The 10,152-nt window shown below is 71.8% G+C and carries 12 protein-coding genes and 1 pseudogene; 5 read left to right on the forward strand and 8 right to left on the reverse strand.

The genetic code is table 11. The features are described from left to right. Window positions 1–368 (reverse strand): annotated as a pseudogene (locus E1266_RS31190) (transcriptional regulator); the annotation flags it as partial. Between the two features lie 133 nt (window positions 369–501). Between E1266_RS31190 and E1266_RS31195 the strand changes: the two are divergent. The 4 genes from E1266_RS31195 to E1266_RS31210 all read left to right on the forward strand — a co-directional run bounded on the left by E1266_RS31195 (window position 502) and on the right by E1266_RS31210 (window position 2,383). After that, window positions 502–1,029 carry a DUF2231 domain-containing protein gene (locus E1266_RS31195; RefSeq protein ID WP_132053166.1) on the forward strand — a complete coding sequence of 176 codons (528 nt, stop codon included), beginning with the start codon at window positions 502–504 and terminating at the stop codon, window positions 1,027–1,029. Then, a complete protein-coding gene (locus E1266_RS31200) occupies window positions 1,026–1,460 on the forward strand; it encodes a hypothetical protein (RefSeq protein WP_132053168.1) in 435 nt (144 codons plus the stop codon). The genes E1266_RS31195 and E1266_RS31200 overlap by 4 nt, the downstream gene beginning before the upstream one ends. Window positions 1,461–1,553: 93 nt before the next feature. Continuing rightward, window positions 1,554–2,159, forward strand: a complete 606-nt coding sequence (locus tag E1266_RS31205; RefSeq protein ID WP_132053170.1) for a DUF2975 domain-containing protein — start codon at window positions 1,554–1,556, stop codon at window positions 2,157–2,159. Further along, the gene (locus E1266_RS31210; RefSeq protein WP_132053172.1) at window positions 2,159–2,383 is read left to right on the forward strand and encodes a helix-turn-helix transcriptional regulator; all 225 of its coding nucleotides are present in this window, start codon (window positions 2,159–2,161) and stop codon (window positions 2,381–2,383) included. The genes E1266_RS31205 and E1266_RS31210 overlap by 1 nt, the downstream gene beginning before the upstream one ends. A 338-nt stretch (window positions 2,384–2,721) precedes the next feature. On the opposite strand, the gene E1266_RS31215 is transcribed toward E1266_RS31210, so the two are convergent. Beyond that, a complete protein-coding gene (locus E1266_RS31215) occupies window positions 2,722–4,146 on the reverse strand; it encodes an MFS transporter (RefSeq protein WP_132053174.1) in 1,425 nt (474 codons plus the stop codon). A gap of 65 nt (window positions 4,147–4,211) precedes the next feature. Here E1266_RS31215 and E1266_RS31220 point away from each other — a divergent pair, with 65 nt between their 5' ends. After that, window positions 4,212–4,706 carry a helix-turn-helix domain-containing protein gene (locus E1266_RS31220; RefSeq protein WP_207946022.1) on the forward strand — a complete coding sequence of 165 codons (495 nt, stop codon included), beginning with the start codon at window positions 4,212–4,214 and terminating at the stop codon, window positions 4,704–4,706. On the opposite strand, the gene E1266_RS31225 is transcribed toward E1266_RS31220, so the two are convergent. The 6 genes from E1266_RS31225 to E1266_RS31250 all read right to left on the reverse strand — a co-directional run bounded on the left by E1266_RS31225 (window position 4,703) and on the right by E1266_RS31250 (window position 10,087). Continuing rightward, window positions 4,703–5,368, reverse strand: a complete 666-nt coding sequence (locus E1266_RS31225; RefSeq protein WP_132053176.1) for an ATP/GTP-binding protein — start codon at window positions 5,366–5,368, stop codon at window positions 4,703–4,705. The two genes, E1266_RS31220 and E1266_RS31225, sit on opposite strands and share 4 nt — an antisense overlap. Beyond that, the gene (locus E1266_RS31230) at window positions 5,349–5,771 is read right to left on the reverse strand and encodes a DUF742 domain-containing protein (protein ID WP_132053178.1); all 423 of its coding nucleotides are present in this window, start codon (window positions 5,769–5,771) and stop codon (window positions 5,349–5,351) included. The genes E1266_RS31225 and E1266_RS31230 overlap by 20 nt, the downstream gene beginning before the upstream one ends. 6 nt (window positions 5,772–5,777) lie before the next feature. Then, window positions 5,778–6,194 (reverse strand): roadblock/LC7 domain-containing protein, encoded by a 417-nt coding sequence (locus E1266_RS31235; RefSeq protein ID WP_132053180.1) that lies wholly within the window; start codon window positions 6,192–6,194, stop codon window positions 5,778–5,780. After that, on the reverse strand, window positions 6,191–8,968 hold the full coding sequence (locus E1266_RS31240; RefSeq protein ID WP_132053182.1) for a nitrate- and nitrite sensing domain-containing protein: 2,778 nt from the start codon (window positions 8,966–8,968) through the stop codon (window positions 6,191–6,193). The genes E1266_RS31235 and E1266_RS31240 overlap by 4 nt, the downstream gene beginning before the upstream one ends. A 187-nt stretch (window positions 8,969–9,155) precedes the next feature. Continuing rightward, entirely contained in the window at window positions 9,156–9,503 is a 348-nt protein-coding gene (locus E1266_RS31245; protein WP_131988491.1) for a hypothetical protein, read from the reverse strand. Between the two features lie 44 nt (window positions 9,504–9,547). Continuing rightward, on the reverse strand, window positions 9,548–10,087 hold the full coding sequence (locus E1266_RS31250) for an ATP-binding protein (protein ID WP_132053184.1): 540 nt from the start codon (window positions 10,085–10,087) through the stop codon (window positions 9,548–9,550). Window positions 10,088–10,152: the final 65 nt, after the last annotated feature.

Below are 10,152 nucleotides of genomic sequence, written 5' to 3' on the forward strand. Positions count from 1 at the left end.
GCCCGCAGCGCCGCCTCCTGCCCGCTCTCCGCCGCCCCCTGCCCGCGGACCGCGTCCAGCAGGATGCTCGCGAGCAGCCCGTGCTCGCGCTGCGGGATGCTGACCCGCACGTCCACCCCGGACGGCTCGTACACCTTCGGCGCGCGCCCCACCCTCCGGACGCCGGCCGGGCTCGCGTAGTGGGCCCGCAGCAGCCCCGCCCCGACGAGCTTGTCGAGGTGGAACGCGGCGAGCTTCCGGGAGATCCCCACGCTGGCGGCCGCCTCGTCCCGGGTCACCGGCGCCCTGGCCGAGCGGATGAACGCGTACATGCCGCGCCGCAGGTCGTCGCTCAGGATCGCGGCGGCTTCGAGGGGATCCGAGGTCACGGACCCACCCTAGCCCCGGCCGACGAAAACACCTAGATCACTGCACGAAACCCGACAACACACCAACAAACCCGCACCCCATTGACTCCGAACCCACAAAACACCAATACTTGTTGGCGAAATAGGAGGCGTCATGGACGACCCGCGGCACCGCGCCAAACAGCCGGTGAGCCCGCTCGCCGGAAGCTACGGCCACCCCCTGCACCCGATCCTCGTGACGGTGCCGATCGGGGCCTGGGTGAGCAGCCTCGTGATCGACGTCGCCGCGCACCTCGGCACCGGCCCGCCCTCCGCCGCCGAGGCCTCGCTGTGGCTCATCGGCCTCGGGATCGCCGGCGCGCTGGCCGCCGCCGCGACCGGCTTCCTGGACCTGCTCGCCATCCCGCCCGGCACCCGCGCCTTCCGCACAGCGCTGACCCACATGTCCCTGAACCTCGCCGCGACCTTCGCCTACGTGGCCGGTTTCGGCTGGCGGCTCGGGGACGGCACCGTCTCGCCCGCCCAGACCGCGCTCTCGGCCGCGTCCCTCGCATGCCTGGCCGCGGCGGGGTATCTCGGCGGAAAGCTCGCCTACCGCTACGGCGTCCGCGTGGCCGACGAGAACACCCAGGCCGAGGGCTTCGTCCCGGAGAACGCAGTCATGAACACGGAGGAACCATGAGCATCGCCGCACTCGTCGCCTGGCTCGTCACCGCGGTCGGCGGCTTCTACATGCTGGGCACCTGGATGGCCCGCGGCGGGGCGAGCCGGGAGGGCTCGTCCCGGCTCCCCGTCCCGGTGATCTTCGGGCACTTCCTGCTCGCCGCGACCGGCCTGGTCGTCTGGGTGGTCTACCTGTTCGCCGACACGGGCGCGCTGGCCTGGACGGCGTTCGCGATCCTCCTGCCGGTGGCGCTGCTGGGCTTCGTCATGTTCGCCCGCTGGCTGGCCGTGACCCGCACACCGGCCGTCCGCACCACCCAGGGCGCCCCCGGCGCCGCGACGCCGGACACCCCGGCCGAGCACGCCTTCCCCGTCCCGGTCGTCCTGGGCCACGGCCTCTTCGCGGTCGTGACCCTGATCCTGGTCCTCCTGGCGGCTCTGCAGGCGTAGCACCGGGAACCAGATCCCATAGCCCCCTTGACGGCGGCATATCGATTTTCGATACTATCGAAGAACGATATGCCGCTGCACGGGGAGCGACCCATGAAGACCACCTCCTGGTGGAGAACACTCGACCGCCACAGCCTGGAAGGGATCATCAGCCTCGGCCTCCTGGGGGTCGGCCTGAGCATCCTCTTCCCGCTCCTGGGCGTGACCGGCCTGATCCCGCCGACGGAGACCCGCGAGGTCCGCCTGGACGACCGCGCCCAGGTGACCGCCCCGTCCGCGGACGGGATGACCCTCCAGGGAACCCACCAGGCCGAACTGACCGTGAGCGCCCCCGGCCTCCTGGACCGCGTCCTGCTCGTCGGCCCCCAGATCGTCCAGGGCATCCTGATCCTCGCGATCCTGACCGTCATCATGCAGATCGCCACGACGTTCCGCGCCGACCAGGAGATCTTCGACCGCCGGAACACGCGCCGCCTCTTCGCCGTCGCCGCCACCCTCCTGGTGACCGCCACCCTCGTCCCGGCCCTGGACGTCCTGGCGACGACCATCCTGGTCTCGGGCACCCCGATGGAACAGGCGGTCGAGATCAGCTACGAACTGTCCGCACTCCCCGTCCTGCTGTCCTTCCTGGCCGCCGGCCTGGCAGGCGCGTTCGGCTACGGCACCCGCCTCCGCGCCGACACCGAGGGCCTGGTCTGATGCCCCCCGAGGACCCCCACCAAATCGAAGTGCACCTGGACCGCCTACTAGAGGAACGAGGCATCACCCTCACCGACCTGGCCGAGCGAGTAGGCGTAACCCCGGTCAACCTCTCCATCCTCAAAAACGGCAGAGCCAAAGCGATCCGCTTCACAACCCTGAGCGCCCTATGCAGAGAACTCGACTGCCAACCAGGCGACCTACTAAGCCACTCAAAGCTCTAGCCGAAAGGTGCGCACAGCCCCGCACCCACAAACACGCCTACACCAGCCACCACAGCAACCCCGCAACGACCAAAACCACCGCGATCGCGTCCGAAGGCAGGTTCCGAGCCTGCGAGGAACCTGATCGCGCAGCGAGGCCCCCGGCCGAGACGGAGCGATGCAGCGATCGCACGTTTTTCTGGGGGTTGAGCGCCCCCCGGGCGCTCAACCCCCAGAAAAACAAATAAATACAGCGGGCACCTTCTCCGGATGAAGGTGCCCGCTGTGATTCGGGATCTGCGGACGAACCGAACCTTTCGGTCCGGGTCAAGGCTTCGCCCGCGGCCCGGGTCTTTCGGTTATGAGGCGCGGGCGACCACTTCCGTTTCTGTGTCGGGGACGGTGGGGGAGGGCTGCGGTCGGCGCGGGTTCATGCCAAGGGCGGTGATGGCTGCGATCACCATGAACCCGCCGACCATCAGCCAGGCGTTCACGTAGGCGTCGTGTGCTTCGGTGTAGCCGATGGGGGCGCCGAGGGCGGCGACGGCGAGGCTGACGCCGAGGACGGTGCCGATCTGCCGGCTCATGTTGACGACGGCGCTGCCGGTGGCGTAGCGGTGCGCGGGCAGGTCGACGGCGGCGGCGGAGAGGATGGTGGGGAGGGCGAGGCCGACGCCGACTCCGCCGATGAGCCAGCCCGGCAGCAGCTCGGTGGTGTAGGCCGGTGCCGGGCCGAGGCTCATCGCGATCAGGGCGACGCCGAAGGCGCAGAGCGTGCACCCGACGGCGGTGATCAGACCGGCGGGGACGCGTGCGGCGGCCATCTTGCCGGCGATGATCGCCATGACCGGGACCATCAGCGGGCCGGGCGCGACGGCGAGCCCGGTCCTGATGGGCGAGTAGTCCCAGATCTGCTGCATCCAGAGGACGCCGAGCAGGAGGTTGGCGGCGAACGCGACGCTGAACAGCAGCACGGTGACGTTCGACCAGGAGAAGGTGCGCACGGCGAGCAGGGACGGCTCGATGACCGGCGCGGGGTGCCGCAGGGAGCGGAGCCAGAACCAGGCGACGGCGAGGAGCGCGGCGCCGACCACGAGGGCGGTCTGCTCGCCCGGCCAGTCGTTGATCTTCACGAGGCCGAGGGCGAGGGCGGCGACGGCGAGGGTGAAGACCGTGGTCCCCGGCAGGTCGGGGATGCGGGCGGTGGCGCCTTCGCGGGAGTCGGGGACGTAGCGCAGCGCGAGCAGCGTCACCGCGATCCCGATCGGGATGTTGATCTCGAAGACCAGGCGCCAGGAGACGTCCACGAGGACGCCGCCGACGACGGGCCCGGCGGCGGCGGCGAGCGCGGCGGAGGCGGACCAGATCCGCACGGCGCCGCCCCGGCGCGCGGCCGGGTACGCCGACAGCAGCAGGCCGAGGCTGGTGGGGATGAGCGCGGCGGCGCCGACGGCCTGCAGGACGCGGAAGCCGACGAGCGACCACAGGTCGGGGGCCATGGCGCACGCCTGGGACGCGGCGGTGAAGACGACGAGCCCGGCGATGAGGACGGGCTTGCGTCCGTACCGGTCGGCGAGGCGGCCGAGGGGGACGAGCAGCGCGGCGAAGACGATCGCGTAGGCGTTGAGGACCCAGGACAGGTCGGCCATGGACGCGCCGGTGAAGTCGCGCCCGATCTCGTCGAAGGCGACGTTGACGATGAACAGGTCGAGGCCCGCCATGAAGGAGGCGACGGAGAGCACCGCGAGCACCGGCCGTGGGCGTACCTGACTTTGTTCCACCATAGTCAGGGAGGCTAGCGAGCGGGCTGACTTTGGTCAAGCGAAGTCAGCAGGTTTATAGTGGAGGGGTGACAATCGCACTTGAGGGGCACTTCGCCGACCGCGACGCCTGGTCGATGCAGAACTGCCCGGTCGCGAGGACGCTCGCCGCGCTCGGCCCGCCGTCGGCGGTGCTGGTGCTCAGCGAGGCGTACTTCGGGACCAACCGTTTCGGCGACTTCGTCCGCAACCTCGCCATGACCGAGTCGGCCGTGACCGCACGCCTGCGCCACCTCGTCAAGGCCGGCCTGCTCAGCCGGGAGCCCTACCAGGAACCGGGGCAGCGCACGCGCTACGAGTACCACCTGACGAAGATGGGCCAGGACCTCGCGCCCACCCTCGTCGGGCTCATGGAGTGGGGCGAAACCTACCTGCCCGGCGACGAGGGACGCCAGGTCATGCTCACCCACGCCGGCTGCGGCGCGGCGGTCCAGTCGCAGGTCCGCTGCACGAACGGCCACGACGTCGGCGTGGACGAGATCATCATGGGCCCCCCGCAGCCGGAGGAGGGCCAGAACGGCTAGCCGTCGCGGGTGGGGGCCGGGGTCCGCCAGGCCCGCGGGCTCGTCGAGGACGGGCCGCTGGCGAGCCGCAGCGCGTGCTCGACCAGCGCGACCAGCACCTGCTTGGCCGACACGGTCTGCCGCGCGTCGCACAGCAGCACGGGCACGTGCGGATCGATGTCCAGCGCCATCCTGATCTCCGGCGGGTCGTAGCGGTCGGCGTCGTCGAAGCAGTTGACGGCGACGACGAACGGCGTGCCCTTCTGCTCGAAGTAGTCGATCGACGCGAAGCTCGCCATCAGCCGCCGCGTGTCGGCCAGCACGACCGCGCCGAGCGCCCCGCGCGACAACTCGTTCCACATGAACCAGAACCGCTCCTGGCCGGGCGTCCCGAACAGGTAGATCGCGACGCCGTCGCGCAGCGTGATCCGGCCGAAGTCCATGGCCACGGTCGTGGTGGTCTTGGACCCGAGCCCGTCGAGGTCGTCGACGCCGATACTCGCGTCGGTCAGCGCCTCCTCCGTCCGCAGCGGCCGGATCTCGCTGACCGCGCCGACCATCGTCGTCTTCCCGACGCCGAACCCGCCGGCGACAAGGATCTTCAACGCGACCCGCGGACCGTCCGCCCGGTCGTCATGCTCCTCGGTGGCGTCGGGCGGGGGGTCAGAGCGCGCGGAGTTCATCGAGCACCCTCCTGAGCAGGTTCTGGTCGGTGTGCGGCTGGACGTACGGCTGGCCGGCCGGCGTGGACCACCGCTGGACGTCCACGAGGCCGGAGTCGAGCAGGTCGCCGACCAGGACCCGGATCACGCCGAGCGGCAGGTCCAGGTCCGAGGCGAGGTCGGCGAGGGCGTGCGGGCGGCGGCAGAGCGCCAGCAGGCGGCGCTGCTGGCGGGACAGCCGGCCGGGTTCGGCGGGCGGCCGGCCGGTCGCGACGAGGATCGCCACGATGTCCAGCGGCTCGCCGGTCGGCTGGGTGCGGCCGCGCGTCACCGCGTAGGGGCGGACGATGGGTCCGGCGGCGGCGTCCAGCCACCGTTCCCGGCCCGGCCCCCTGGGGGCGCCGGGCGTTTCGCTCGGGTCCATCGCGGGTCACCTGTGTCCGGGGCCGGGCCCGCCCTGCCTGAGACCGGTGGACAGCTGCCTCCCGACCCGCTTGACCAGCATCGTCATCTCGTAGGCGACGAGGCCCGCGTTGGCGCCGACCTCGCTGATCAGGGCGAGGCAGCTGTTGGCGCCGGCGGGGACGACGAAGAACAGGCCGTTCTCCATCTCGACGAGCGTCTGCCGGATCTCGCCGGACTCCAGCTGCGGCTTGGCGCCGATCGCGAGGCTGTGGAACCCGGCGGCGAGGGCCGCCAGGTACTCGGCGTCCTCGCGGCCGACGCCGCGGGACATGCCCATGACGAGCCCGTCCCGGGACAGGACGACGACCTTGCGGATCTGCGGCACCCGGTCGACGAGATCGTCGAGGAGAAAGTTCAGCTCGGCCGCGACTTGCTGGGTCATGATCTTCCCTCCATGGCGTCCCCGGGTCCCTCGTCCTCGTCCCTGCCGCGGAGCCAGCCCGCCTGCAGGGAGGCGAACAGGTCGCGGGACGCCTCCGCTGAACGTTCCTCCCAGGCGGCGACGGCGTCGTCCTGGGCCGATGGCGCGGCGAACGGCTGCTCGTCGCGGAGTTGCGGCGCCAGGTTCCCGCCGCGGACGCGGCGCGGGAGCGGGGCGCGCCCGCCGCCCGAATGCGCCTGGGCCTCGCCGAAGGACGCGGGCGCGCCGTAGCCCTGGCCGTACTGCTGGGGCCCGGGCTGCCCGAACTGGCGCGTGGCGTCGAAGGCGGTCCCGGCCTCCCCGTACTGTGCCGGGCCGTACGCGGACGACGGCGGGGTCCCGTACGACGGCGGGGTCTCGGTCCCGTCGTACGACGGCTGGTCCTGGAAGGACGCCGGTGCGTTGAACCCCACCGTCGCGTCGTAGCCCGGCCGGTCCGAGGAGGACGCCGGGGTGTCGGGTGGCGCGGTGCCCTGCACCTGCGCCGCGTCGTGCGCGGGGTCGTGCGCGGGGTCGTAGGCCGGTGCTGAGGTGTCCCACGAGGGTGTGGCGCCGTCCCACATCGTGGGGGACGTGTCCTCGGGCGGCGCGGACGTGTCGAACGGCGTCGGTGCGTTGAGCATCGCCGTGGAGGAGGACGACGACGGCGTCGGCCACGCCTTCGCCGCCCCGTTCGCGGGCGCGGAGCCGTTCTCGTGGACGGGCCTGGCCCGCGCGACGGGAACGTCTCCCGGGACGGCGCCGTCCTCGTCGTCGGGCTGGTCGACGTCCACGATGAGGCGGCGCGGGATCAGCACGACCGCGCTGACGCCCCCGTACAGGGACGGCTGCAGCGCGACCCTGATGCCGTGCCGGCCGGCGAGCCGGGAGACGACGAACAGGCCGAGCCGGTCGGTGACGGCCAGGTCGAACTCGGGCGGCCGCGAGAGCCGCAGGTTGAGCGCGTCGAGTTCGGACTGGTCGAGCCCGATGCCGCGGTCGATGATGTCGACGGCGAACCCGTTGGCGCCCATCTCGCCGCGGACCAGCACCTCGGTGGGCGCGGGCGAGAACACCGTGGCGTTCTCGATCAGCTCGGCGAGCAGGTGGATGATGTCGGCCACGGCCTCGCCGATCACGGCGGCCTGGCCGGACACGACGACGACCTCGACGCGCTTGTAGTCCTCGACCTCGGCGATCGCGGCGCGCAGCACGTCCTCGACGTGCACGGGCCGGCTCCAGCCGCGGCCCGGGGACGTCCCGGACAGGATGACCAGGCCCTCCGCGTGCCGGCGCATGCGGGTGGTGAGGTGGTCGAGGCGGAACAGGTCCTCCAGGGCCTTCGGGTCGGACGCGCTGCGCTCCATCTCGTCCAGCATCCGCAGCTGGCGGTGCAGCAGCGACTGGCTCCGCCACGCGACGTTGAGGAACACGCGGCTGATGCCCTGCCGCAGGTACGCCTCGCGGACGGCGGTGTCGATCGCGGTGTGCTGCACCTTCGTGAACGCGTCGCCGACCCTCGCGACCTCGCGGGTCTTCCCGATGACGAGCGGCGGCGCCTCGGCCTCGACGTCGACCTCCTCGCCGCGCCTCAGCCGGGCGACGACGCTGGGCAGCCGGTCCTCGGCGAGGTTCAGCGCGGCGCGCTGCAGGCCGCGCAGCTCCCGGGACAGGCTGCGCGCCGCCAGCAGCGACAGGATGATCGACCCGACGACCGCGAGCAGCCCGAACCCGCCGGCGAGGACGAGCCGCATGACGATCTGCTCGCCGATCGGCTCGGCCATCTCGTTGAGCGCGAGGCTCGCCTGGGTGACCTGCTGCGCCCACGCCTCCGACAGGAGCTGGGTGGTGGCCTGCCACTGCGCCGCCTCGGCGGGCAGCCGGTCGTCGCGGACCTGGACGATCGCCGTCTCGGCCGCGCGGAACCGCTTGTACTCGTCGGACGCGGCGAGTTTCTGCAGCGGCCCGCGGAGTTCGTCGTTGAGGTCGGCGAGGCCCGCCTCGAACTGCCGCCGCCCTTCCGCCGCCCACTGCACGAACGCGGTGTGCTCGGCCGGGGTGAGCCGCCCGTTGCGCGCCATCGCGGCGGTGACGAGCGAGTCCTGGCGGAGCATGTTGGCGCGGGCGTTGCCGATGCTGATCAGCGCGCGGCCCTGCGTGACGATCGCGACGTCGTTGACCGTCACCAGGCCGTTGAAGACCTTGATGACCTCGTCGAGGACGGCGCTGTAGGCGTTGATGACCTTCAGCGGCTCGACGTCGCCGGAGTCGACCTCGGCGCGCAGTTCGGGCAGTGTGTCCAGCGCCTTCAGCGCGGTGGCGAGCCGCTCCTTCGTCTCGGGTTCGGCGGCGTCGCGGGCCTCGGGCGACAGGGCGGTCGAGCGGAACGACCTCTCGATTCCGGTGACGCGCTGCCGCAGCCCGGCGAGCTTCTTCTGGGCCCCGGCGTCGCCGGTGGCGAGCGCGACGACGCTGAGGGAGCGTTCCGCCTGGAGGTGGTTCACCAGGTAGATGCCAGGAAGCCCCACTTTGTCGTAGGTGGTGGAGAAGTCGTACTTGTCGAACGCGTCACCGAGGGTGAGGTTCGCGGCGAACGCCCACAGGGTGATGAGGGAGACCAGCGGCACCAGCAGCAGGGCCGTGATCCGCAGGCGGATGGACCGCCTGCGGCGTCCCTTGCGGCCGGACGGGTGGTCCGGGGGCTTGCTTCTCGCGGCGGCCGCGTGGGGGTCCGCCTGCCGACCTTCGGCGACCATTCAGATCACAACCTCATGCGGGGAACCGGACCGCGGATTCCGGCCCGTGCTCGGTCACTTCGTCTTCGTCTGCGCTCGCGCACGCCCGTTTCCGGGCATGCGCTCGCCGCTCGTGCGGTGCTCGTCCGCCGTGCTCTCGCTCGTACTCGTGCCGTGCTCGGTCCCGCGCCGGCCCCGCGGGCACGGTTCAGGACCGGGCCTCGTCCAGGGCCGCGCGCGCCACCAGCCCGCGCAGCCGGCTCGTGATCATCGAGACCGCCTGCGCGTGCCCGCGCACCGCCTTGTCGCGCGTCGTGTACTGCCCGATGTCGGCGTGCATCGTGGTGTCGGACACGATCGTCTGCCACAGCAGCGGCCGCCCGTTGGCGGCCAGCCCGAGGTCGATCACGGTGAACCAGGTCGAGACGACCACCGTGACGGCGCCGACGCGGATGACGTCCTGCGCGAGCAGGCGTCCTCGCACGTCCAGCAGCAGCCGCTGGGCCTCCTCGGCCGTGGCGCGGCTCCCGTCCGAGCGGTAGTAGTCACCGGACATGGCGCGCCTCCCATCGCTGAACCGGGGATCTGCGAGGGGACGGCTCAGTGTCCGGGGTGCTCGTCCCGTGGCCAGGCCCGCACCTCGCACCACACCGACTTGCCGGAGGGCGTGTGGTCGGTGCCGTGCCGTTCCGCCAGGACCGCGACGAGGAACCAGCCCCGTCCCGTCTCCTCCATGAGGTCGACGGGGCGCGGCCGCGGCACCGCGGCGCTCTCGTCGTGGACCTCGATGCGGAGCCTGGTGCCCGTGCGGAGCAGTTTCAGGATGAGCGCGGAGCCGGGGACCGGCGCGTGCCGGACGGCGTTGGTGACCAGTTCGGAGACCAGGACCTCGGCGTCGTCGGCGATGTGGCCGACGCCGGAGACGGTGCTCACCGACCGGCTGAAGCGCCGCGCATGGGGCACGGACTCCCGTTCGGCGGGCAGGGTCAGTTCGCCCAGCAGTGACGCGGTGGGCTCGTCGAGTGTGCGGAGGTCGTGGGCCGCCGTTCCGTTGGTCGCGGGGCCGTGGGTCGGGGTGCCGTTGGATGGGGCAGGGGCCAGGGTGCTAGGGAGTTCGATGGTGTGGTGATCGCCCGACATGATGGACGCCTCCTTGACTAAGGCGTGTTGTCCCGATCCAGCCCTGCCGGGGTGCGGGGCTGGGG

It is taken from the genome of Actinomadura sp. 7K534 (assembly GCF_004348575.1).
Lineage (GTDB): Bacteria > Actinomycetota > Actinomycetes > Streptosporangiales > Streptosporangiaceae > Spirillospora > Spirillospora livida.

Bases quoted from the DNA above. Each gene is read 5' to 3' on its own strand.
- E1266_RS31195 (WP_132053166.1), top strand. From the start codon at position 502: ATGGACGACCCGCGGCACCGCGCCAAACAGCCGGTGAGCCCGCTCGCC.
- E1266_RS31200 (WP_132053168.1), top strand. From the start codon at position 1,026: ATGAGCATCGCCGCACTCGTCGCCTGGCTCGTCACCGCGGTCGGCGGC.
- E1266_RS31205 (WP_132053170.1), top strand. From the start codon at position 1,554: ATGAAGACCACCTCCTGGTGGAGAACACTCGACCGCCACAGCCTGGAA.
- E1266_RS31210 (WP_132053172.1), top strand. From the start codon at position 2,159: ATGCCCCCCGAGGACCCCCACCAAATCGAAGTGCACCTGGACCGCCTA.
- E1266_RS31215 (WP_132053174.1), bottom strand. From the start codon at position 4,146: ATGGTGGAACAAAGTCAGGTACGCCCACGGCCGGTGCTCGCGGTGCTC.
- E1266_RS31225 (WP_132053176.1), bottom strand. From the start codon at position 5,368: ATGAACTCCGCGCGCTCTGACCCCCCGCCCGACGCCACCGAGGAGCAT.
- E1266_RS31230 (WP_132053178.1), bottom strand. From the start codon at position 5,771: ATGGACCCGAGCGAAACGCCCGGCGCCCCCAGGGGGCCGGGCCGGGAA.
- E1266_RS31235 (WP_132053180.1), bottom strand. From the start codon at position 6,194: ATGACCCAGCAAGTCGCGGCCGAGCTGAACTTTCTCCTCGACGATCTC.
- E1266_RS31240 (WP_132053182.1), bottom strand. From the start codon at position 8,968: ATGGTCGCCGAAGGTCGGCAGGCGGACCCCCACGCGGCCGCCGCGAGA.
- E1266_RS31245 (WP_131988491.1), bottom strand. From the start codon at position 9,503: ATGTCCGGTGACTACTACCGCTCGGACGGGAGCCGCGCCACGGCCGAG.
- E1266_RS31250 (WP_132053184.1), bottom strand. From the start codon at position 10,087: ATGTCGGGCGATCACCACACCATCGAACTCCCTAGCACCCTGGCCCCT.